A 23488-nucleotide genomic window follows, 5' to 3' on the forward strand; every position below is an offset into this window, starting at 1 on the left:
AGGCACCATCATGCGATGGCATGATGGTGCTGAAGAGGGCCTCGCGGGGTCAGGCCTGTGCCTTGACCTCTTCCGGCGGGGTATCGTCCTGCCTGGTTTCCTGGCGCATCATGGCTTCGAGGTCGCTCTGGTACTGGTTCAGCATGCGCTGGGCCGCCACCATGTCCCCCTTGTGCAGGCGCTCGAACAGATGATGCTGCACCACGCCGTTGAGGTACTCCACCGTGATGGGTTGCTCCAACGCCGACAACAGCTCCTCTTTTTCCAGCTCCGCATTGATCTCGTCGACACTGGTACGCAGCAGACCGGCCAGTTGCACCAGCATGCGGCGCTCCCCTTCACGCAACAGGCTCAACATGCGGTTTCTCTGCTGCTCATTCTGTTGGGTCATACATTTCCTTACGTAGAATTGGAACAAGCCCGCTCATTCTGCCCTGTCCTTTTCACAGCGTCCATCTCGGGCGCATGACTTATTCCGGGTGCGGGGGGCCGGGTGCTATTTGCCCCCCGGCCCGGTATAGTAACGGCTGATCCAGGGGGCCCGTGCGCCCCATTGCCGAGACCGTCCATCCCTATGACCGACGCCATTCTGGTGCTCTGCACCTGCCCCGACGAGACCAGTGCAGACCGCCTCTGCGAGCAGCTGCTCGACCAGCGCCTCGCCGCCTGCATCAACCAGCTGCCCGGGGTCACCTCCGTCTATCGCTGGCAGGGCAAGACGGAGCGAACCCGGGAGATCCAGCTCGTCATCAAGAGTCGGGCCGCTCTGTTCGAACCCCTGCGCCAGTGCATTCTCGCCCACCATCCCTACGAGGTACCGGAGATCCTGGCGCTCCCGGCAAGCCAGGGCCACCCTGCCTATCTCGACTGGTTGACACAGGAGACCTCATGACCGCCTCTCGCCCCCTCCCTTTCCTGCTGATGCTGCTGGGCCTGCTCTGCGTCCTGACGACGGCCCCCGCCCGGGCCAGCAGCCAGGATCTGCTCGGCAGCCTCGGCATCGAGACCCAGCCCCGATTCCTCAAGGTGGATCAGGCCTTCGCCCTCGAGAGCGAACAACAGGGTGATCGGCTGCTGCTCCGGATACGCATCGCCGACGGCTACTACCTCTATCGCCACAGCATCCGTGTGAAGGGAGAGAACCTCGCCTTCGACGAGCCCGTCCTACCCCCCGGCACCGAGCACGAGGATGACTTCTTCGGCAAGAGCCGGGTCTATTACCAGGAGGTGCAGATCCCCGTGGCGCTGACCCGGGTCGGGGACGCGGCCAGCCTCACCCTGAGTTACCAGGGCTGCACCGAGGGACTCTGCTACCCACCCACCGACAAGCGGATCGCCGTCGAGCCCCTCGCCGCCCCCGCCCGGGCGGAAGCGGCGGCCAGCCTTCAGGGCACCGACGGGCCGGGCAGCCAGCAGGACAGGCTGGCGGCCGCCCTCGGCAGCCAGGGGTTCTGGATCAGCGTCGCCGCCTTCTTCGCCCTGGGTCTCGGCCTCGCCTTCACCCCCTGCGTCTTCCCCATGTATCCCATCCTGACCGGGATCATCGCCGGGGCCGGGCATCGCCTCTCCACCCGTCGCGCCTTCCTGCTCTCCTTTGTCTATGTGCAGGGGATGGCGGTCACCTATACCCTGCTCGGGCTCGTCGTCGCCTCGGCGGGCCTGCAATTCCAGGCGGCCCTGCAGCACCCCTATGTGCTCATCGGCCTCTCGGTGATGTTCGTGCTGCTCGCCCTCTCCATGTTCGGGCTCTACACCCTGCAACTGCCGAGCAGCCTGCAAACCCGTCTCTCGGGCTTCTCCAACCGCCAGCAGGGCGGATCCGTGGCCGGCGTCGCCATCATGGGCATGATCTCGGGACTGGTCTGCTCCCCCTGCACCACGGCGCCGCTCTCCGGGGCCCTCATCTACGTGGCCCAGAGTGGCGACCTCTGGCTCGGCGGTGCGGCCCTCTATGCCCTCTCCCTGGGCATGGGGCTGCCGCTGCTCTTGCTCGGCACCTCTGGCGGCAAGCTGCTGCCCAGGGCCGGCGCCTGGATGGATGTGATAAAGCAACTCTTCGGTTTTGCGCTGCTGGCGGTGCCCATCCTGCTGCTCTCAAGGCTCCTGAGCGACCTCGTCGCCACCCTGCTCTGGCTCGGCTGGGGGCTGGTGCTGTGCGGTTATCTCTATCACCACAACCAGCATCGCGCCCATTCGGTGGGCAAGAGCCTCGGCGGCTTCGTCCTGCTGCTGGCGATGATGGGCCTTGTGGTGGTGGGCAAGGATCTGCTGCTGCCACCCGAGGGGGCCAATGCCGCCGCCCAGACCCAGGCCCCCCGCTTCATTCGCATCAAGACCCTGGACGATCTCAAGGTGCAGCTCGCCGCCGCCCGCGGCAAGCCGGTGCTGCTGGATCTCTACGCCGACTGGTGCGTGGCCTGCAAGGAGTTCGAGCACAAGACCTTCAGCGACCCCGATGTGCAGGCGCGCTTCAGCGAGATGGTGCTGCTGCAGGCGGACGTCACCGCCAACGACGACGCCGACGTGGATCTGCTCAACGGCCTCAACGTGCTGGGATTGCCGACCCTCCTCTTCTTCGATCGCGATGGCAACGAGGTGAACGGCCAGCGGGTGACCGGCTTCATGGGGCCTGTCGAATTTCTCGGCCAGCTGGACAAGCTGCGCTGATACCGGGTGGCCCGTGCAACCGTGTGGGCCCCCGGTTTGACCGCCATTTTTCCGGCAATCCCTTGTATATGACCGACGCCGTGGCAGAATTTGCCCTTTCCCGTCTCGTTCGTCCGGAGTTTTGATGAAAAAGTGGTTCATCCCCCTGCTGGCCCTCTGGCTTTATGGCTGCAACGCAGGTCCCGGTGAAGAGACCATCCAGAGCCAGGTCACCGCCAGGTTGCAGGCGGGCACAGATGCTGACCTGTTCGACATCCGCGACTTCGCCGTGCTCGGCAAGGAGGAGCGGATGGAGGGGGTCTATCTGGTCAAGGTGAGCTACCAGCTCCACTTCAAGCAGGGACTGGATCAGTTGCAGGTGCTGCACGACGAGGATCTCGTCTATGACAGGGTCGGCCCCTTCCAGCAGGAGATGGGGCTGATGGAGCTCGAGCGCAAATATGGCGACTTCGAGGCAGGCCAGGCCCTGGCGCAGGAGACCCAGGTCTGGATGATGAAGACGGAGCAGGGCTGGCGCCTGGCCGAGCCAGACGCGACGCAGCAGGGATAATCCCGAGCCCCCCTCCCCCTAGAGCAGATCCTTCAGCCGATACCAGAGCATCCCGAGCGCCAGCAACGGAGAGCGCAACGCCGGGCCACCCGGGAAGGTCATGTGAGGGACGCGGCTGAAGAGATCGAAGCCCCGGCTCTCCCCCTTGATCGCCTCCGCCACCAGCTTGCCCGCCATGTGGGTGGCATTGAGGCCATGGCCCGAATAGGCCTGGGCATAGAAGACGTTGGGATGCTGCTCGAGGCGGCCTATCTGGGGCAGCCGGTTGGCGCCTATGCCTATCATGCCCCCCCACTGGAACTCGATGGCGGTACCCGCGAGCTCGGGGAAGACCCGCAGCAGCTTGGGCAGCATGAAGGCCTTGATGTCGCGGGGGTCACGGCCCGAGTAGTTGCAGGCCCCGCCAAACAGCAGGCGACCGTCCGCCGACAGCCGATAGTAGTCGAGCGCCACGTTCTGATCGCACACCGCCATGTTCTGTGGCAGCAAGCGCTGGCGCAGGCGCTTTTCCAGCACCTGGGTGGCGAGAATGTAGGAGCCCGCTGGCAGCACCTTGCCCCCGAGATCGGGCTGGAGGTCGCCCAGGTAAGCGTTGCAGCCGATCACCAGGTAGTCCGCGCTGACCCGGCCGTGGGCCGTGGTCACCTCGACCCGCTCGCCGTAATCGATGTGGGTCACCCTTGAGTGTTCGAACAGGGAGACCCCGAGACTGGCTGCCGCACGCGCTTCGCCGAGGGCAAGGTTGAGAGGATGCAGGTGACCGGAGCCCATGTCGATCATCCCGCCGATATAGCGATCCGACCCGACCACGGTGTGCATCTCCTCCCGTGCCACCATTTTCAGTGCGGGCCGGTAACCCAGGCTCGCCAGGTGCTCGGCATCCTCCTCGAACCCCTTCAGGTGGCGCGCCTTGGTGGCGAGATCGCAATAGCCCCAGGTGAGATCGCACTCGATATTGAAGCGCTCGACCCGCTCGCGCACCAGCTGTACCGCTTCGATCCCCATGAGATCCAGCTCCCGCACGCCCGCTTCGCCAATCCAGCGGGCAAACTGGCTGGTATCGTGGCCGATGCCGCGGATCAGCTGGCCGCCGTTGCGCCCCGACGCTCCCCAGCCGATGCGGTTGGCCTCCAGCAGCACCACCTTGTAACCGGCATCGGCCAGATTGATGGCGGTGTTGAGGCCGGTGAAACCGCCACCAATGACGCAGACGTCCGCATCCAGCTCACCACTGAGCTCGGGCCACTGCCGATGGTCGTTGCGAGTGGCCGCGTAATAGGAGGCCGTGTGTTCCTGATGTCCCTGTCTTCCTGTCTGCATGCTCAGCATCCTGCCTGGTTGCATTCGTTTACTAAATTAAACGGGTGTCATCGATAATACCCAGCCCCCCATCCCCAATCCAGCCCGTCAGGATCACAGAAATGCAAAAGGCGCCCCGAAGGGCGCCTTTTCATGCAATCAAGGTGCTGCGAATTACAGTACGTCGATGGCATTCAGGTCGGAGAAGGCCTTCTCCAGACGCGCGATCATGGAAGTCTGACCGGCACGCAGCCATACGCGCGGATCGTAGAACTTCTTGTTCGGCTTGTCGGCACCTTCCGGGTTGCCCAGCTGGCCTTGCAGGTAGGCTTCGTTGGACTTGTAGAAGTTCAGCACGCCTTCCCAGGTCGCCCACTGGGTGTCGGTGTCGATGTTCATCTTCACCACGCCGTAGGAGATGGATTCGCGGATCTCTTCCAGGGTAGAGCCGGAGCCACCGTGGAACACGAAGTCCAGGGACTTGGCAGGCAGACCGAACTTCTCGGAGACGTACTTCTGGGAGTTGTCCAGGATCTTCGGAGTCAGCTTGACGTTACCCGGCTTGTATACACCGTGCACGTTGCCGAAGGAGGCAGCGATGGTGAAGCGCGGGCTGATCTTGGACAGACGCTCGTAGGCGTAGGCCACGTCTTCCGGCTGGGTGTACAGGGAGGATTGGTCCAGGTGGCTGTTGTCCACGCCGTCTTCTTCACCGCCGGTGCAGCCCAGTTCCAGCTCCAGAGTCATGTTCATCTTGGCCATGCGGGTCAGGTACTCGCAGCAGATGTCGATGTTCTCTTCCAGAGACTCTTCGGACAGATCCAGCATGTGGGAGGAGAACAGCGGCTTGCCGGTTTCGGCAAAGTGCTTCTCACCGGCGTCCAGCAGGCCGTCGATCCACGGCAGCAGCTTCTTGGCAGCGTGGTCGGTGTGCAGGATCACGGGAACACCGTAGGCTTCGGCAACGGCGTGCACGTGCTTGGCACCGGAGATGGCACCCAGGATGGCAGCTTGCTGGCCTTCCAGCTTCAGACCCTTGCCGGCGGTGAACACGGCACCACCGTTGGAGAACTGTACGATAACCGGGGCTTTGACCTTGGCGGCAGCTTCCAGCACGGCGTTCACGGAGTCGGTACCGACGCAGTTGACGGCCGGCAGAGCGAAGCCGTTTTCCTTGGCGATGGCGAACACTTTCTGAACGTCATCACCAGTGATCACGCCGGGTTTTACGAAGTCGAAAATTTTCTTAGACATGTTTAATCGTCCTGTCTCGTATGCCGTTAATAAAAAGTGGGGGGTTCATCATGAACCGGCACAGCGGCCACATGATAAACGAAACGGGAGGCTTTTGCCCCCCGTCCCGGGTCAATTAGGCTTTGGCGCGCTCTTCGAGAATCGCGACAGCCGGCAGTACCTTGCCTTCTACGAACTCCAGGAAGGCGCCGCCGCCGGTGGAGATGTAGGAGACCTTGTCGGCGATGCCGAACTTGTCGATGGCAGCCAGGGTGTCACCACCGCCAGCGATGGAGAAGGCCGGGGAAGCGGCGATGGCTTCGGCGATCACCTTGGTGCCTTCAGCGAACTGGTCGAACTCGAACACGCCGACCGGGCCGTTCCACAGGATGGTCTTGGCGTTCATGATGATGTCGGCCAGGGCCTTGGCGGAATCCGGACCGATGTCGAAGATCATGTCGCCGTCAGTCACGTCGGACACGGACTTGATGGTGGCCGTGGTGGATTCGGAGAACTCGGCACCCACAACCACGTCGGTGGTCACCGGAATGTTGGTTTCGGCAGCCAGTTTCTTGGCGGTGTCGATCAGATCGTGCTCGCACAGGGACTTGCCGACGTTGTGACCGGCAGCAGCGATGAAGGTGTTGGCGATGCCACCACCGACCACCAGCTGGTCAGCGATCTTGGAGAGGGATTCGAGTACGGTCAGCTTGGTGGAGACCTTGGAGCCGCCCACGATGGCAACCATGGGGCGCTCGGGCTTCAGCATGGCTTTGCCCAGGGCTTCCAGTTCACCGGCCAGCAGGGGGCCTGCACAGGCAACCGGCGCGAACTGGGCCACACCGTAGGTAGAACCTTCGGCGCGGTGAGCAGTACCGAACGCATCCATTACAAAGACGTCACACAGGGAGGCGTATTTTTTGGCCAGCTCTTCGGTGTTCTTCTTCTCGCCTTTGTTGAAGCGGCAGTTTTCCAGCACAACCAGCTCACCGGCGGCGACGTCTACGCCATCCAGGTAGTCTTTGGCCAGACGAACCGGGCAGGACAGTGCGTCTTTCAGATAGTTGACAACCGGAGCCAGGGAGAATTCTTCGTTGTATTCACCCTCGGTCGGACGACCCAGGTGGGAGGTGATCATCAGCTTGGCGCCCTTTTCCAGAGCCAGCTTGATGGTCGGCAGAGTCGCAACGATACGTGCATCGGAAGTGACCTTGCCGTCTTTTACCGGCACGTTCAGGTCAGCACGGATCAGAACGCGTTTGCCCGCCAGATCCAGGTCGGTCATCTTGATAACAGACATATTCAGTCCTCTATATATTTTCAGGTAATGTTAAAAAAACAGTAACCTTGCGCCCGGTGCAGACTTTCAGCCTGCGGCCATCATGGCCCGGGTGGTATCCAGCATGCGGTTGGCGAAGCCCCATTCGTTATCGCACCACATCAACATCTTGACGAGGTTGGCATCGCTGACCCGGGTCTGGGTACCATCAATGATGCAGGAGTGTGCATCATGATTAAAGTCTACGGAGACCAGTGGCTCTTCCGTGTAGTCCAGAATACCGTGTAATGTACCTCTGGATGCCCGTTGCAGGGCTTGATTTACGTCACTAACTGTCACTTTTTTACGAACAGTAATGCTCAGATCCATGGCGGTTACATTGATGGTCGGTACCCGTACCGCGATCGCCTCGAACTTGCCGGCAAAGTGGGGAAGGATACGTTCCAACCCCTTTGCCAGCTTGGTGTCCACCGGGATGATGGACTGGCTGGCTGCCCGGGTTCTGCGCAAGTCGCCGTGATAGGCATCGATGACTTGCTGATCGTGCATGGCCGAATGAATTGTCGTAATAGTACCACAATTTATCTCGAATTCTCGATGCAATGTTTCGATGACGGGGACCACGCAGTTGGTGGTGCAGGAGGCGTTGGAGACGATCCGCTCCCGCCCGGTCAGCACCTGGTGGTTGACCCCGTAGACGATGGTGGCGTCCACGTCCGCGTCCGCCGGATGGGAGAAGAGCACCTTGCCCGCTCCCGCCCCCAGATGCAGCTCGGCATCGGCCCGGGAGCCGAACACCCCGGTGCAGTCCAGCACCACGTCCACCCCCAGCGCCCGCCACGGCAAGTTCGACGGATCCCGCTCGGCAAACAGGGCGATGAGATCCTCCCCCACCTGCATGCTGTTGCCCGCCAGTTGCACCGGATAGCGGAAGCGACCGTGGCTGGTGTCGAAGCGGGTCAGGTGCACCATGGCCTCGGGGGCCGCCAGCTCGTTGATGGCCACTATCTTGATAGTCTTGTCGCGGCCGCTCTCGTAGAGGGCCCGCAGCACGTTGCGGCCGATGCGGCCATAGCCGTTGATGGCAATCTTGATCATGGAAACGTTGTGTCCTTAGCTGCGACAAAGGGATGGGAGGAAGGGGCGACTCACGAGAGCAGTGCCTCGCGAAAGACGCCGCGGGCCAGCAGTGCGGCACCGAATACCCCGGCGCTGTCCCCCAGGGCCGGCGCTATCATGGGGGTGGCGAAACGGGGGTTGAACAGGAAGGGCAATACCGTTTCGCGCCCGGCGCGATAGAGGCTCTGCACATTGCCCACGCCGCCACCGATGACGATGACGTCCGGATCGAGAATATTGATCACGTTGGCGAGGGCCTGGCCGAACAGCAGGTGCAACCTGTCCATGGTGAGCCTGGCGACGTGATCATGGGCACTGGCCGCAGCAATCTGGGCGAGCGAGAGACGGCGTTTGGTCCTGGCCTCGTACCAGGCCTCCAGCGCCGGGCCGCTGATGAGGGTTTCGACGCAGCCGCGCTTGCCGCAGTAGCACTCTGGCCCCTCCGGCAACAGGACGTTGTGCCCCCACTCCCCGGCGATGCCGTGGTGACCGTTGAGGATCTGGCCGTTGATGACGATGCCGGCCCCGACCCCGGTGCCCATGATGATGCCAAACACCACTTTTGCATCGGGATGCTGCTGGCGCACCGCCCCCAGATGGGTTTCCGCCAGGGCGAAACAGTTGGCGTCGTTGGCGATGAGCACGGGGACGCCCAGCCTGCGCTCCAGATCTTCCTTGAGCGGCTTGCCGTTGAACTCGGTGGTGTTGCTGTTTTTCAGCAGCCCGGTCTGGGGGTCCCGGGCCCCCGGCGTCCCCATGCCGATGAGTGCAGGACGCTGACCGAGTTTGGCGGCACACTCGTCCACCAGTTTGGCGATCTGGCCCAGCATGTGCTGGTAGCCGCCGTGCCGTTCAGTGGGAATGCGGTGGCGCAGCAACACCTCGTCGCCATCGAGCACCACGCACTCGCACTTGGTCCCGCCAAGGTCGATGCCCCAATCCCACGCCTGCTTCTCCATCCAGCCTCCTGCCCCTCAACGACCCCATCCCGGCCACGACTGCCAACATGGGGGTGCAGTGTAACCCGAGCCGCAACCAGGATGCAGCCCCCTGTGTCACGGACAGCAAAACGGGGCCCGCAGGCCCCGTTCATCACGCTGTTTGCCGCGCTCAGCGACCGTGGTACCGGGCGGAGAGCTCATGCACCGCGTTGACGAACACGCCGGCATGTTCCGGGTCCACATCCTGATGGATGCCGTGCCCCAGGTTGAAGACATGACCGTTGCCATGACCGAAACCGGCCAGAATGGTGGCGACCTCTTCGCGGATCCGCTCCGGGGTGGCGTAGAGCATGGAGGGGTCCATGTTGCCTTGCAGCGCCACCTTGTCGCCGACCCGGCGTTTGGCGTCCGCGATGTCGGTGGTCCAGTCCAGCCCCAGGGCATCACAGCCGGTGGCGGCGATCTGCTCCAGCCACTGGCCGCCGTTCTTGGTGAACAGGGTGACCGGCACACGGCGGCCCTCATGTTCACGGATCAGGCCATCGACGATCTTGTGCATGTACTGCAGGGAGAAGTCGCGGTAATCGCGCGGGGTGAGCACGCCGCCCCAGGTGTCGAATACCATGACCGCCTGGGCACCCGCCCTGATCTGGGCGTTGAGATAGCTAATCACGCTGTCCGCCAGCTTGTCGAGCAGCAGATGCAGGGTCTGCGGCTCTGCATACATCATCTTCTTGATCTTGGTGAAGGCCTTGGAGCTGCCCCCCTCCACCATGTAGGTGGCCAGGGTCCAGGGGCTGCCGGAGAAGCCGATAAGCGGCACGTCGCCCTTGAGCTCGCGGCGGATGGTGCGCACCGCATTCATCACGTAGCCGAGCTCGTCTTCCGGATCCGGGATGGGCAGGGCCTGCACGTCGGCCATGGAGGTGATCGGGCGCTCGAAGCGCGGGCCTTCCCCCTGTTCGAAGTAGAGGCCCAGCCCCATGGCATCGGGCACGGTCAGGATGTCGGAGAAGAGAATGGCGGCATCGAGTGGATAGCGGCGCAGGGGCTGCAAGGTGACTTCACAGGCCAGCTCGGCGTTGCGACACAGGGACATGAAATCCCCCGCAACGGCGCGGGTCGCCTTGTATTCCGGCAGATAACGGCCAGCCTGACGCATCATCCATACCGGGGTCATGTCCACTTCCTGGCGCAGCAGGGCACGCAGGTATCGATCGTTTTTCAGCTCTTTCATCCCAGTTCCTGAGTCATGTCACGCATAAAATGGCGGACATGATACCACTTTGTGCAAGGCTGAGGGCGCCCCTGACGCCGCACATCGCCGCAGGAGTGCAAAGATGTGAGGGGGCGCATACAAGCGCCCCTGTTTTCCCTCAACGCGCCTCGGCGAGGCACTGTTCGATGAGCCGGCGCGCTATGGTGCCATGAGGGGGCAAGCGCGGCAGCCGGTCAGCCTCAAAGAAGCCTGCCGCCACCAGTTCGTCATCCTGCACCCGGATCTCGCCGCTCTCGTAGTCGGCGGTGAAGCCCATCATCAGGCTGTGGGGGAAGGGCCAGGGCTGGCTCGCCACGTAACGCACATTGGTCACCCGGATGCCGCTCTCCTCGAACACCTCCCGCGCCACGCACTGCTCCAGATTCTCCCCCGCCTCCACGAAGCCGGCCAGCACGGTATACATGGGATCATCCGCCTGATAGTGACGGCGGTGGGCTGCCAGCAAGATGGCCGGCCCCTTGCGCACCGCGACGATGATGCAGGGGGAGATGCGCGGATAGACGACATGGCCGTGATGACACCCCTGGGCCCACTCCCCTTCCCTCGGGGTCATGGGGGCGCCGCACTCACCGCAGAAACGATGGGTACGGCGAAAAGTGGCGAGCTGCCAGGCCCGCCCTGCGAGGCGAAAGCCCTCTTCGTCCCCCGCCACCATGAGCTGGCGCAGCGGGGCCATGGCCCCGGTCTCCGCCTCGCCCCCCAGATCCAGCAGATGGCAAGGCAGGCCGTCCCACTCGTCGAAGCGCTCGAAGGGGGCGGTGTGCAGATGGGTGGGCAAAACGGCACGGGGCCCTTGTGGAATGCGCCCCTGTTCATCCAGCAGGACGAGGTGATCGCCCCCCAGCACGAACCAGAAGGCCTGTTCAGTTGATGACATATGATGAAGGCTCTTGTTGAGAATGCGCGCGGCACAGGATCGTTCGCCTCATCTTACGAGCGGGAAGGGCCGATGGCGACCCCCGACATGGCCCTCTTCTCGCCAGACACACCATGAAAAAAGGCCGCCTCTGGCGACCTTTCATCCTGTTGACCGCCCGGGCGATCAGTTCATCCAGCGCTCGCTGCTCTTGCGACGGCGCGGGAGCATGGGCAGGAGGATCCCGAGCAGGATGCCGCCCCCCACCATGGCACCACCGCGGATGAACCAGTCCATCTGCATGTCGTGCTCACGGTTGTCATAGCTCTGGGTCAGGGCGTCGTTCTGTTCCTTGAGGCTGCTCATCTCGGCGCTCTGGCTGTCCAGACGGGCTTTGAGGCTGGCGATCTCCTTGCTCTGCTCGGCGATCTTGCCATCCTTCTCGGCGAAGCGTTTCTCGTTGTCGCCATTGAGGTTCAGCAGACGGGCCTTGGCTTCGTCCAGCTCTTTCTGAACCTGGGGAAGGCGTTCACGCAGGCTGATCTCCCCCTGCAGCTCGCTGTTCTTGATCCAGCCCTCGCGGCCACGACCGTCCACCACCTGGGTGAATCCGGCCTCCTGGTTCACCGCCTTGACCTCCAGCGGCTCACCGGCCTTGACGCTGCCGAGGATCCGGTACTGGGTACCCGGACCGTTGTGGATATAGGTAAAGATGTTGTCTGAAACATAGCGGGTATCGGCCAGTGCCTGTTGGGCACACAAGCAGATCAGGATCCCGAGAAGGGCGCGCATGGTCGATCGATTCTCTTCGTTGGATTAGGTTGCAGGCCGAATGTTAAGCCGCCTGCGGGTCAAAGGACAAGCAAAGAAAAGCGCCATCTCCCCGAGTGAGAGCTGTCTCGCAGCGCCGCCGGTTTGCCACGCGACCATTCCAGACGTCGTACCTACTTCTGTTTCAGCGCCTGTACCTCAGCGCGCAGGGCCTTGAGCTCTTTGAGCAGTTGCGCCTGCTGCTCGCTCTGCTGGCGTCGCCACACCGCGGTGTCGTCGTTGGTCTTGCCGGGATGGACGAACAGGCTGGCCATGAAGCCGCTGAGGGCGCCAAACAACCCCACTCCAAAGAGGATCAGCAGGCTGGCGACGAAGCGCCCCTCCTCCGTCTTGGGCACCAGATCCCCGTACCCCACGGTAGAGAGGGTCACCAGCGTCCACCAGAAGGCATCGTAAGGAGTCTGGATCTGGCTGCCGGGTTGCCCCGTTTCCAGCCAGTACATGACGCCGGAGCCGACCCCCAGCAACAGGAAGAAGAGGAAGAGAATGCCGGAGAGGGTGGTTTCGTTGCGTTCACGACGGAACATGGCCAGCAGATCCGGTCTGTCCCGGAGCAACTGGTAGACCCGCCACAGCTGGATGAGCCGCGCCCAACGTAGTTGTTCCACCATGGGCAGGCTGCCGGGCAGATAGAACCAGTTGCTCTTGAAGAAGGCCATCCTGTCGGAGGCGCGCGCCCAGCCATAGGCGAAGTGAGCGAGGAAGAAGTAGCAGATCAGGCTGTCGACATCATAAAAGAGCTGCAAAGTCTGGGGGCTCAGTTCACCGTGCCCCAGCCAGCGAGCAGCCACCAGGCAAACCGAAATCACGGAGAGAAACCCCATCAGCAGATCCATGGTACGCAAATGAGTTAAGTGATGTCGCATACATTTTCCAACTTTAAGCACGGTGCAAATTAATAAAAAGGAAGATAATGCCGATAGCTATGACGGCAAAGGAATAATGGACGTTGAAAGGAGAAAAATTATGCAGTTGAACCCGCTGGAGAGGCGCATGAGCAACATCCGACTGGTGCCCAAGGTGGTGCTGCTCATGGTGTTCAGCACCCTGCTGCTGCTGGCCAAACTCTGGTTCGATGCCAGCAACCTGGAAGCGACCCTGCTCAGCGAGGGCATTGATGCCGCCATGGCCAACACCATCGCCGATCGCCTGCTCTGGACCGGGCTGGTGGAGACGGCGCTCATGGGGGTCGTCTTCGTGGTGCTGCTGCTCACCGGCTCCCGCCTCATGGTCAAGCAGGTCCACTACCTGGTGGGGCTGCTGGAGCGTTTCGCCAACAAGGATCTCAGCCACAGCGTGCTGCTCAAGTCCCGGGACGAGTTCGGCGACATCGCCAAGGCGGTGGCCCACTCCCAGGAGAACCTCAAGGAGGTGTTCGGGACCCAGCGTGCCGCCTGCAAGGAGCTCAACGAGATCGCCTCCCAGGTGACTCTCTGCATGGATGAGGCGAACGAGGCCATCAACGAGGAGTTCACCCAGATTGAGCAGCTTGCCAGCGCCATGAGCCAGATGGTCGGTGCCATTCGAGAGGTGGCCAACCACGCGGAGCAGGCGTCCCACGCCACCGCCGAAACCAGCCAGCTGGCCGAGGAGGGCAGCCGCTGCGTGGCGGCTACCGTCAACACCATCGACACTCTCTCCGGCAACATCCAGCGCTCCTCCACCGTGGTCAACGAAGTGGAGCACGGGGTCGATCGCATCGGCTCCGTGGTGGACACCATCCGCAGCATCTCCGAGCAGACCAACCTGCTGGCCCTGAACGCCGCCATCGAGGCCGCCCGCGCCGGTGAAGCGGGTCGCGGTTTTGCCGTGGTCGCCTCCGAGGTGCGCGAACTCGCGAACCGTGCCCAGGCGGCCACCGTCGAGATCCAGAAGATGATCGAGCAGCTTCAGGGCAACGCCCGCCAGGCCGTCGGCCTGATGGCCGAGAGCGTGCAGCAGGCGGACAAGGGGGTGGAGCAGGTGACCCAGGCTGGTACCCAGCTCGACACCATAGTGCAGCGGGTGCAAGGAGTGGCCGACATGAACCGCCAGATCGCCGCCGCCTCCGAGCAGCAGAGCTCGGTCGCCGAGGAGATGAATGCCAACCTGGAGCAGGTCAAACAGGTGGTGGAAGGCTCCGTCGTGGTGCTGCGGGAGCTGAAAGATGCCTCCGAACTGGTGGAACACCACAGCCAGACGCTGGACAGCCATATCCAGGCCTTCAAGCTGGCCTGATGCTGGCCTGATGCTGGCCTGATGCTGGCCTGATGCTGGCGCCCATCGTCAAACCTTCAGGCTGGCCTGAGGTCGTGATTTGAGTACACTGGAAGGCCCCCTTAGGGGCCTTTCTTTTTTCATCACGGCAAGGAGCCAGGATGCAGACCACAGAACGTGCGCTTGAGATAAGCGACGACAAGGGGCGCCTCGACGTCCCGCTCATTCACCGTTTCCTCAGTGAAGAGGCCTACTGGTGCCTCGGCATTCCCCTCGCTACCCTGCAGCGGGCCATCAACCACTCCCTGTGCTTCGGAGCCTATCTCGACGGCCAGCAGGTCGCCTTCGCCCGGGTCATCACCGACAAGGCAACCTTCGGTTATCTCGCCGACGTCTTCGTGCTGCCCGAACATCGCGGGCGCGGTCACAGCAAGGCCCTGGTGGCAGCCATCCTCGCCCACCCGGAGCTGCAAGGGCTGCGCCGTCTCTCCCTCGCCACCTCCGATGCCCACGGCCTCTACGCCGGCTTCGGTTTTGTGCCGCCGAGAAGCCCCGGCAGCCTGATGGAAATCTACGACCCCGAGATCTACCGGCGTCCCTGAGCCCGGCCGATCGCCAGATCCGTCGCCGGATCACCTTCCGGGCAGCGGCGCTGTGACGCCAGCGCCCGGGAGTGCTAGATTGGCAGCCGGCATTTCACTCTCCCTGCAGACTCGTCAACCACAAGGATGGCAACCGTGGCCCAGCACTCTCCCTCTTTCTCCGCCTTCTCTCCCTTGTTGCAGGAGCAGGCCCTGCGCCACTGGCAGCGGCTGCTCGCCCTGGCGCCCCAGTATGACGCACTGCCCGAGCCCACCCGCCAGACCCTGCTGACCCTGCTCGGCCTCTCCGACTTTGTCGCCGACTCCCTTATCAAGCAGCCGGGGCTGCTGGCCGAGACCCTGGCATCGGACGCACTGACCCGGGCCGAGCGCTGGCCCGCCTATGAACCTGAGCTCGCAGCCCTGCTCGCCGAGGTCGCGGACGAGGAGGCGCTCAAGCGCATCCTGCGTCAGTTCCGCCGCAGCCGCATGCTGGTGATCGCCTGGCGCGAGCTGCTCGGGGAGTCCGAGGTCGAAGAGAGCTTCATCCATCTCACCAAGCTGGCGGATGCCCTCATCTGTGGAGCCCGCGACTGGCTCTACGCCAAACAGTGCAGCGAGCTGGGCACCCCCATGGACGGCGATGGCAACCCCCAGCCGCTGCTCATCCTCGGGATGGGCAAGCTCGGCGGCGGCGAGCTCAACTTCTCCTCGGACATCGACCTTATCTTCACCTTCCCCGAGAACGGCTACACCGTTGGCGGGCGGCGGGAGCTCGCCAACCAGCAGTTCTTCATCAAGCTGGGGCAGCGTCTCATCAACGCCCTCCACCAGCCCACCCAGGATGGTCAGGTGTTCCGGGTCGACATGCGGCTGCGCCCCTTTGGCGATGCGGGGCCGCTCGCCATCTCCTTCGCCGCTATGGAGGACTACTACCAGCATCACGGCCGCAACTGGGAGCGCTACGCCATGGTCAAGGCGCGGGTGCTGGGCCCCCAGTGTGAACACGCCACGGCCCTGACCGAACTGCTGCGCCCCTTCGTGTTCCGCCGCTACATCGACTTCGGCGTCATCGACGGCCTGCGCCAGATGAAGGCGATGATCGCCGCCGAGGTGCGCCGCAAAGGACTGGAGGGCAACATCAAGCTGGGGGCCGGGGGCATTCGCGAGGTGGAGTTTATCGCCCAGGCGCTGCAACTCATCCGTGGCGGGCGCGAGCCCGCCCTGCGGGTACGCCACCTGCCCGAGGCGCTGGCCGCCATCGCCCAGGGGGGCGCCCTGGAGGGGAGCCAGTGCGAACGCCTGCTCACCGCCTATCGCTTCCTGCGCCGGGTGGAAAACATCTTGCAGGAGATCGGCGATCAGCAGACCCAGACTCTGCCCACCGAGGATCGGGATCGCCAGCGGCTCATCGCCACCCTCGGCTTTACCGACTGGGACGCCTTCATGGCCCACCTCGATGAGGAGATGGCCGCCGTCCATCAGGAGTTCGTCGCCGTGGTGGGGGAAGAGAAGGAGGCCCCCGCCCACCTGGAACAGCTCTGGCTCGATCTCTGGCGCACCGAGCTCGATGCCGCCGAGCTGGAAAAACTGCTGACCACGCAGGGAGTGGTGGAGCCCGCCCCCCTCGGCGCCGCCCTGCTGCGTTTCAAGGAGGAGTACAAGCGCCGTCAGGTGGGGCCCCAGGGGCGTATCGCCCTGGACTGGCTGATGCCGGAGCTGCTGCGGCTGGTGGTGGCGAGCCGCGAGCCCGCCCGCCTGTTCGAGCGGGTCTGCACCCTGCTGACTCGCATCTTCACCCGCAGCGCCTATCTGCAACTGCTGGCGGAAAACCCCGCCGCCCTGCGCCAGCTGGTACGCCTGTGTGACGAGAGCAACCTGGTGAGCGAGCAGCTGGCCCGCTACCCCATCCTGCTGGACGAGCTGCTGGATCCCCAGCACCTCTACCACCCCACCCCGCTGGATCAGTACAAGCCCCAGCTGCGCCAGTTCCTGCTGCGCATCCCCGAGGAGGATGTGGAGCAGCAGATGGAGGCGCTGCGCCAGTTCAAGCAGGTGCAGCTCCTGCGCATCGTCGCCGCCGACATCGCCGGCGCCCTGCCGCTGATGAAGGTGAGCGACCACCTCACCTGGCTGGCGGAGGCGATCACTGAGGAGGTGGTCAATCAGGCGTGGGCCCAGATGAGCGAACGCTACGGGGTGCCGCCCGAGGTGGCGGTGAGCGGCCAGCGCGGCTTTGCGGTGGTGGCCTACGGCAAGCTGGGGGGCATCGAACTCGGCTACGGCTCGGATCTCGATCTGGTGTTCCTGCACGGCGGCGACCCCAACAGTTACACCGATGGCCGCAAGCCCATCGACAGCCGCCAGTTTTACCTGCGCCTGGCCCAGCGGATCCTGCATCTGTTCAGCACCCGCACTCCGTCCGGCATCCTCTACGAGATCGACATGCGGCTGCGCCCCTCCGGCGACTCAGGCCTGCTGGTCTCATCGCTGTCGGCCTATGAGCAGTACCAGCAGCAGGAAGCCTGGACCTGGGAGCATCAGGCCCTGGTGCGAGCCCGTCCCATCTATGGCGATGATACCGTGGTCGCCGAATTTGCCCGCATCCGCCGCGACGTGCTGGCCAAGGAGCGGGATCTGCCCACCCTGGCCCGCGAAGTGCGGGAGATGCGCCAGAAGATGCGGGATCACCTGCTCAAGGCGGGAGAGGGAGAGTTCGATCTCAAGCAGTCCCCCGGTGGCATGGTGGACATCGAGTTCATCGCCCAGTACCTGGTGCTGGCCCATGCCTGCGGTGAGCCGGACGCCCTCACCCGCTGGTCAGACAATGTGCGCATCTTCGATGAGTGCGTGATGGCGGGGGTACTCACACTGGAGCAGGCAGAGGGGCTCAAGCAGGCCTATCTGGAGATCCGCAACCTCGGCCATCGCCTCAATCTCTCGGAGATCTCCCGCAAGGTGGGGGACGATCAGTTGCCGCGAGAGCGGGGCCATGTGCTGGCGGTCTGGCAACAGCTGCTGGGATAATAAGCAGAAGGGGCGCCATGGCGCCCCTTCTCGTTGACGAGAGGCTTGTTGAAGATGACCTAGCGCCCACCTGCCACATCAATGAAGGTGCCGGTGGCATAGGAGGCCTCGTCCGACAGCAGCCAGGCGATGGCGGTCGCCACCTCACGGGGTTCGCCGCCCCGTTGCAGCGGAATGGCCCCCTTGATCCTGTCCACCCGGCCGGGCTCGCCGCCGTCGGCATGCATGTCGGTGTAGATGAAACCCGGACGCACCCCGTTGACCCGGATCCCCTGGGCCGCCAGCTCCAGCGACAAGCCTCTGGTCAGCACGTCGACTGCCCCCTTGGCGGCGGCATAATCCACGTACTCCCCGGGGGAGCCCAGCCGGGCAGCGGCCGAAGAGACGTTGACGATGGCGCCCCCTGCCGTCATGCGGCGCACTGCCTCGCGGCAGCAGAGAAAGCAGCTGGTGACATTGGTGGTCAGAGTCTGGTTGATGCGCTCTGCGCTCATCTCCAGCACCCGCATCTGGGGCTGCAACCTGCCGGCGTTGTTCACCAGGTGGGTAACGGGGCCGAGCCTCGCGTCCATCTCCTCGAACAGGCGCACCACCTCGGCCTCCACGCTGACATCGGCCTGCACCGCGATGCACTCGACCGGATGGGTGGCCAGGATCTCGGCCACCACCGCCTCGGCGGACGCCCTGTCCTGACGATAGTTGAGACAGAGATGGTAACCCTGCGCCGCCAGATAGCGGGCTGTCGCGGCCCCGATACCTCTGCCACCGCCGGTGATCAGCACCCGTTTGTTCATGAACCCTCCTGGTTCCCGGTTTCGAAGACTATTTCGCATAGTACCTCATGTTGCCGACCACACCTCGTCCCGTAACGCCCGGCACCACAGCAAAGAGCCCGCACGGGGCGGGCTCTTGATGACAACAACGGGAGGGTGGCTATTTGAACAGGCCCTTGAGCAGCTGGTCCGCCACCCCCTTCACCCCTTCGTTGTCGGCCTTGTCACCCAGCAGCTTCTTGAGACCGCGCTCGGCCTCCTTGCGGGCCTTCTCCTCCAGCACCTTGTTGTTGCTGAGCAGTGCCTTCACGTCGAGCTTGTAGCTCGGCGCCTGCCAGTGGCCGCCGATGCGCACCGGTATGGTGATGTCCTTGAGCTCGTCCACCGTCTTGCCCCCCTGTCCCTTGCTGCTCTCCACCACGGAGGTGAGGAACAGGAAGTCGAGGGTCTCCGGCACCAAGGCGGTCTGGCCCTGCCCCTTCACCCGCAGGGCGGGGGCAAAGAGCTGGATGTCGTCGCTCCTGGCAATCCCGTCGGCAATCTGGAAGCTGGCGGTGAGGGCGCTGAAATCGGTCTTGCGCACCTCCTTCACCTGATCCGCTCCCTTGCCGGTCAGGGTGGCCCGCGCCTCGCGGATCATCTCCGCCAGGTTGATGCCGTGCAGGGCACCGTCGCTCAACTTGAGGTTCACCTTGCCCTGCATCCGGCTGCGCAGCGCCTGCTCGGAAAGACCGCTACCCTGCACCTCCACCTCCAGATCCCCCTTGCCTTCCAGCAGGTCGGTCTGGGCCAGGGTCTGCAGCAGGGGCCGCACTTCGACTCCCTGCACCCGCTTATGCACCTGATAGCGGGCCGGCTGCTGACGGGCATCAAGCACGCCGCTGGCGGTCACCTGGCCGCCGGCCACCCCGGCGCTGAACTGCTTGAGGGTGAGCTGGCCACCGGCCAGGGCCAGTTGCAGATCGACGGCGCTCAGATCCAGCCCCTTGAGGCGCAGGCTGCCCAGTTGCAGTCGGCCAGCCAGGTCCACCGACTTGAGGGCGGTAAGATCCGGTTCGGCCGTGGAGAGCGCCCTGTTGGCGGGCACGGCGGTCTGTGTCGGCGTTCCGGCCGGTGCAGCCGCTCCCGAGGTGGCGGCCACAGGTGCAGCCTTGGCCGGTTGACCGAGCCAGCCGTCGAGATCCAGCTTCTCCCCCTTGAGGTCAAAGTCCACTTTGGGAACGGCCCCCAGACGAACGGCGCCGCTGCCGCTCAGCAGAGCATCATCCACCCCCATCACCAGGTTGCTGAGGGTGACGGCCTGCTTGTCCAGCTCGGCGCGGGCAAAGCCAGCGAGTTTGAGCTGCATCTGCGGGCGCGGCAGGGCATCGCCGCTCAGCTTGGCGGCCAGCACGGCATCCGACAGCTCCAGCAGTTGCCGGTTTTCATCGAGGCGCGCCTTGAGGGTCCCCTCCAGCGTACCGGCCAGGGTCGGCTTGTCCGCCGCCCCCTGTGCCCCGCTGAGGCTAAGGCTCAGACTGCTCCACTCCCCCAATGCCAGCCGATCGGCCTTGAGGGAGAAAGCATCCAGCCGCTGGGTCGGCTGGTTCAGGCTGCCGCTGAGATTGAGATCCTTAAGCTCGCTCTTCATGGCCTCCCGGGCCGGTTTGAGCTGGGCCTGACCCTTGAGATCAAAGGCCAGATCCCCCTGTGCCCCCTTGGCCGCCAGGGTCACCGGTACCCACTCCCCCGGGGTCAACTGCCCCAGATCGAGATCCAGCCTGTCGAGCCGGGAGACGGTACCGCTGCGGTCGTCCCGCACCAGGGCGCTGGCATCCACCAGCGCGATGCCTTGCAGGCTGATCTGCCAGGGCTGTTTGTCACTGGCGGCTGGGGGCGTCGTTGCGGCGGGCTCGGAGGTCGCCTCCCCCTTGGGGTCGGCGGAGGCCTGGAGTAGATCCCTCAGGTTGGAGCTGCCGTCAGCCCTGGTCTGGATAAACAGATGAGCGCCGCTCAGGGTCACCTTGCCGATCTCAAGTCGGTGGGAGAGCAGCGGCAGCAAGCCTACCGAGGCCTCACCCTGCTCGAATCGCACCAGGTCGGGCTCGGCAAAGCCGGCGGGGTTGCGTAGCGCCACCTTCTCGAGGGAGAGGCCGAGGCTCGGCCAGAAACGCCAGCCGATATCCCCTTGTATCACCAGCTCGCGGCCGGTGCTCTTGCGCACCTGCTCCGCCAGCTGGGGCTTGAACTGGTTGGGATCGATGAGAGACACCAGGGCGGCGATGGCCACCACGGCCGCCAGCGCCAACCCCAGCAGGATGTAGATGATCTTCTTCACGATGGACTCCTTGAATGCGGATCTTGTGGCTGACTATACCACCGGGGGGATGACAGATGGGGCCCGTCTGCCAAAACGGGCCAGCGGCGAGACAGGGATGGTCGCAGCTAGTGCAGCCAGCGCAGCTCTTCCAACGCGCGGCAATAAAAAGGGCCCCGCAGGGCCCTGATGATAGTGGATGGCTGGCGCCCGTCTCGCCCGGATCAAGGCTGACGCGGCAGCTCCCTGTAGCCCATCTCGTACAGGGTGAAGGCATAGATGTCCGCACTCTGCTCGATAAGTTTGGCCACCGGCGTGCCCGCCCCGTGCCCGGCATTGGTCTCGATGCGGATGAGCTGGGGATGGGGGCCGGCATTGTCGGCCTGCAGGGTGGCGGCAAACTTGAAGGAGTGGGCCGGCACCACCCGATCGTCGTGATCCGCCGTGGTCACCAGGGTCGAGGGGTAGCTGACCCCGGGCCGGACGTTGTGCAGGGGCGAGTAGCCCTTCAGGTAGTCGAACATCGCCTCGCTGTCGGCGCTGGTGCCGTAGTCATAGGCCCAGCCCGCCCCGGCGGTGAAGGTGTGGTAGCGCAGCATGTCGAGCACCCCCACCGCCGGCAGGGCGACCCGCATCAGATCCGGCCGCTGGGTCATGACCGCCCCCACCAGCAGACCGCCGTTGGAGCCACCTCGGATCGCCAGCCGATCGGTGCGGGTGTAGCCCTCGGCCTTGAGGTACTCGGCCGCCGCGATGAAATCGTCGAACACGTTCTGCTTGTTCTGCTGGGTGCCCGCCAGGTGCCAGGCCTGGCCGTACTCGCCGCCCCCGCGCAGGTTGGCCACCGCATAGACGCCCCCCAGATCCAGCCAGTTGGCTACCGACACGCTGAAGCTCGGGGTCAGGCTCACGTCGAAGCCGCCATAGCCGTAGAGGATGGTCGGGTTGCTGCCATCGAGGTTCAGCCCCTTGCGGTAGCTGATGATGAGCGGCACCCGGGTGCCGTCCTTGCTCTGGTAGAAGCGCTGCTCGGAAACGTAATCCTCCGGTTTGAACGGCGCCGCCGAGGCGCGATAGAGGCTGATGGCGCCGCTCTTGGGCTCGAACCGGTAGAGAGTCGGCGGCTGGGCATAGTGCTCGAAGCCGAAGTAGAGGGCGGGATCGTCGTGCTTGCCGTTGAAGCCACTGACGCTGCCAAGGCCGGGCAGCGCCACCTCGCGCACCCGCTTGCCTTCGTAGTCGAACTGCTCGACCCGGGCGGTGGCATCCACCATGTACTCGGCAAACAGATAGCCGCTGCCGCTGTGTACCGTCAGCACCTGCTGACGCTCGGGGATGAGATCCCGCCAGCGCGCCGGACCCGGGTTGGCGGCATCCACCGTCACCAGCCGGCCGTTGGGGGCGTCCCGGTTGGTCAGCAGATAAAGGGTGCCGCCCTGGTTGTCCACCAGGCTCACGTCCGCATCCAGATCCCCCTGCACCGTCAGCAGCGGCGCGTTCTCCTGGCCCAGATCCTTCACATAGAGGCGGTTGCCGGAGGTGGAGTTCGCCGCCGAGATGAGCAGGAAGCGGTCATCTTCGGTGACGGTCGCCCCCACGTAGCGGTGGTGCTGGGCCGGGATGGCGCCGAACACCAGCCGGTCATCCTCCTGCGCCGTGCCGAGCCGGTGGAAATAGACCTTGTGCTGATCGGTCCTGGCCGACAGCTCGCTGCCGTCGGGCTTGTCGTAGCTCGAGTAGAAGAAGCCCTCGTTGCCGAGCCAGCTGATGCCGCTGAACTTCACGTCCCTGAGGGGCGCCTCCAGCGGCTGCTTGCTCTCTACGTCCATCAGGTGGATCTCGCGCCAGTCGCTGCCGGCCAGCGACAAGGAGTAGGCCAGGATGCGGCCATCGCGGGAGAAACTCAGCTGATCCAGCGCCGTGGTGCCGTCGGGGCTGAGGGTATTGGGATCGAGGAATACCTCCGCCGGCTTGCCCTCCAGCTGGCGCCACAGGACGTTTTGGTTCTGCAGACCGTCGTTCTTGAAGAAGTAGTGGTAGCGCCCCTCGCGAAACGGCGCCCCCTCCTTGGCGTAGTTCCAGGAGGCGGCCAGCTTCTCCTTGATGGCGGCGCGATACGGGATCTGCGCCAGGTAACCCTGAGTCACCCGGTTCTGGGCCTTGACCCAGGCCTCCGTCTCGGGGCTGCGGTCATCCTCCAGCCAGCGATAGGGGTCGGCCACGGCCTGGCCGAAATAGTGATCCACCTGCTCACCCTGGCGGGTGACCGGGTAGTGAAGGCGCGTATTCCCTGACATGGCATCCTCTCTGGTTGGCTGGCCGCTGCACGCACAGAGCAGTGACAGGGCCAGCAGGCTGACAATGGCTCGCATCGAGGCGGCTCCCTGCGGTTTGAGTGAGCGGGCAGGTTAACAAAGCGCGCCGGATGGCCCAACCCCCCGACCGGTGGCAGAGGGTGGCCCGCCGACACGGGGGAGCCATATGAATTTTTTCGCTTAAGTTTGCCGCTTTATTTTGTTTGTTATCCGGCCCTTGGGTCACAGGATGGAATAAGACACCAG

19 protein-coding genes are annotated in these 23488 nt (G+C 64.1%); 6 read left to right on the forward strand and 13 right to left on the reverse strand.

Translation table 11 applies throughout. From position 1 onward, the window contains the following. Nucleotides 1–49: 49 nt before the first annotated feature. Nucleotides 50–391: a hypothetical protein gene (locus AB5Y50_RS01895; protein WP_010675652.1), complete on the reverse strand. Its 342-nt coding sequence runs from the start codon at nt 389–391 to the stop codon at nt 50–52. A 183-nt stretch (nt 392–574) separates the two neighbouring features. Between AB5Y50_RS01895 and cutA the strand changes: the two genes are divergently transcribed. The 3 genes from cutA to AB5Y50_RS01910 all read left to right on the forward strand — a co-directional run bounded on the left by cutA (nt 575) and on the right by AB5Y50_RS01910 (nt 3217). Continuing rightward, nucleotides 575–892, forward strand: a complete 318-nt coding sequence (cutA, locus tag AB5Y50_RS01900; protein WP_010675653.1) for a divalent-cation tolerance protein CutA — start codon at nt 575–577, stop codon at nt 890–892. Continuing rightward, the gene (locus tag AB5Y50_RS01905) at nt 889–2667 is read left to right on the forward strand and encodes a protein-disulfide reductase DsbD (RefSeq protein WP_043154825.1); all 1779 of its coding nucleotides are present in this window, start codon (nt 889–891) and stop codon (nt 2665–2667) included. Before cutA ends, AB5Y50_RS01905 begins: the two co-directional genes overlap by 4 nt. A gap of 124 nt (nt 2668–2791) precedes the next feature. Then, on the forward strand, nt 2792–3217 hold the full coding sequence (locus AB5Y50_RS01910) for a hypothetical protein (RefSeq protein WP_039040544.1): 426 nt from the start codon (nt 2792–2794) through the stop codon (nt 3215–3217). A gap of 18 nt (nt 3218–3235) precedes the next feature. Here AB5Y50_RS01910 and AB5Y50_RS01915 read toward each other — a convergent pair whose 3' ends face one another. The 9 genes from AB5Y50_RS01915 to AB5Y50_RS01955 form a co-directional block, all read right to left on the reverse strand. Then, nucleotides 3236–4537, reverse strand: a complete 1302-nt coding sequence (locus AB5Y50_RS01915; protein WP_043154827.1) for an FAD-binding oxidoreductase — start codon at nt 4535–4537, stop codon at nt 3236–3238. Nucleotides 4538–4690: 153 nt separating this feature from the next. Continuing rightward, nucleotides 4691–5770 (reverse strand): class II fructose-bisphosphate aldolase, encoded by a 1080-nt coding sequence (gene fbaA, locus AB5Y50_RS01920; RefSeq protein WP_010675658.1) that lies wholly within the window; start codon nt 5768–5770, stop codon nt 4691–4693. 115 nt (nt 5771–5885) lie between these two features. After that, complete coding sequence (locus AB5Y50_RS01925) at nt 5886–7049, reverse strand: phosphoglycerate kinase (RefSeq protein ID WP_043154829.1); 1164 nt, start codon at nt 7047–7049, stop codon at nt 5886–5888. Nucleotides 7050–7115: 66 nt separating this feature from the next. Then, nucleotides 7116–8126 (reverse strand): erythrose-4-phosphate dehydrogenase, encoded by a 1011-nt coding sequence (gene epd / locus AB5Y50_RS01930; protein WP_041211676.1) that lies wholly within the window; start codon nt 8124–8126, stop codon nt 7116–7118. 50 nt (nt 8127–8176) lie between these two features. Continuing rightward, a complete protein-coding gene (locus AB5Y50_RS01935; RefSeq protein WP_043154831.1) occupies nt 8177–9106 on the reverse strand; it encodes an ROK family protein in 930 nt (309 codons plus the stop codon). Nucleotides 9107–9257: 151 nt separating this feature from the next. Next, nucleotides 9258–10325, reverse strand: coding sequence for a uroporphyrinogen decarboxylase (gene hemE / locus AB5Y50_RS01940; RefSeq protein ID WP_043154833.1), 1068 nt, complete (start codon nt 10323–10325; stop codon nt 9258–9260). Nucleotides 10326–10464: 139 nt separating this feature from the next. Beyond that, a complete protein-coding gene (gene nudC, locus AB5Y50_RS01945) occupies nt 10465–11244 on the reverse strand; it encodes an NAD(+) diphosphatase (protein ID WP_043154835.1) in 780 nt (259 codons plus the stop codon). Nucleotides 11245–11409: 165 nt separating this feature from the next. After that, nucleotides 11410–12015 carry a TIGR04211 family SH3 domain-containing protein gene (locus AB5Y50_RS01950; RefSeq protein WP_010675664.1) on the reverse strand — a complete coding sequence of 202 codons (606 nt, stop codon included), beginning with the start codon at nt 12013–12015 and terminating at the stop codon, nt 11410–11412. Nucleotides 12016–12167: 152 nt separating this feature from the next. Further along, nucleotides 12168–12920 (reverse strand): potassium channel family protein, encoded by a 753-nt coding sequence (locus AB5Y50_RS01955; protein WP_029314808.1) that lies wholly within the window; start codon nt 12918–12920, stop codon nt 12168–12170. Nucleotides 12921–13020: 100 nt separating this feature from the next. On the opposite strand from AB5Y50_RS01955, the gene AB5Y50_RS01960 reads away from it, so the two are divergent. From AB5Y50_RS01960 to glnE, 3 genes are all read left to right on the forward strand, one after another. Further along, entirely contained in the window at nt 13021–14271 is a 1251-nt protein-coding gene (locus tag AB5Y50_RS01960) for a methyl-accepting chemotaxis protein (protein WP_010675666.1), read from the forward strand. A gap of 140 nt (nt 14272–14411) precedes the next feature. Further along, nucleotides 14412–14852 (forward strand): GNAT family N-acetyltransferase, encoded by a 441-nt coding sequence (locus AB5Y50_RS01965; RefSeq protein ID WP_010675667.1) that lies wholly within the window; start codon nt 14412–14414, stop codon nt 14850–14852. A gap of 135 nt (nt 14853–14987) precedes the next feature. Continuing rightward, entirely contained in the window at nt 14988–17858 is a 2871-nt protein-coding gene (glnE, locus tag AB5Y50_RS01970; protein WP_043154838.1) for a bifunctional [glutamate--ammonia ligase]-adenylyl-L-tyrosine phosphorylase/[glutamate--ammonia-ligase] adenylyltransferase, read from the forward strand. 59 nt (nt 17859–17917) lie between these two features. Here the strand turns inward: glnE and AB5Y50_RS01975 are convergent, their stop codons facing one another. The 3 genes from AB5Y50_RS01975 to AB5Y50_RS01985 form a co-directional block, all read right to left on the reverse strand. Next, complete coding sequence (locus AB5Y50_RS01975) at nt 17918–18652, reverse strand: SDR family oxidoreductase (RefSeq protein ID WP_043154840.1); 735 nt, start codon at nt 18650–18652, stop codon at nt 17918–17920. 139 nt (nt 18653–18791) lie between these two features. Then, nucleotides 18792–20948, reverse strand: a complete 2157-nt coding sequence (locus AB5Y50_RS01980) for an AsmA family protein (RefSeq protein WP_043154842.1) — start codon at nt 20946–20948, stop codon at nt 18792–18794. Between the two features lie 203 nt (nt 20949–21151). Beyond that, nucleotides 21152–23299 carry a prolyl oligopeptidase family protein gene (locus AB5Y50_RS01985; protein ID WP_043154844.1) on the reverse strand — a complete coding sequence of 716 codons (2148 nt, stop codon included), beginning with the start codon at nt 23297–23299 and terminating at the stop codon, nt 21152–21154. Between the last annotated feature and the right edge of the window lie 189 nt (nt 23300–23488).

The sequence above is a fragment of the Aeromonas sp. s6 genome, from assembly GCF_040907815.1.
Taxonomy (GTDB): Bacteria; Pseudomonadota; Gammaproteobacteria; order Enterobacterales; family Aeromonadaceae; genus Aeromonas; species Aeromonas caviae.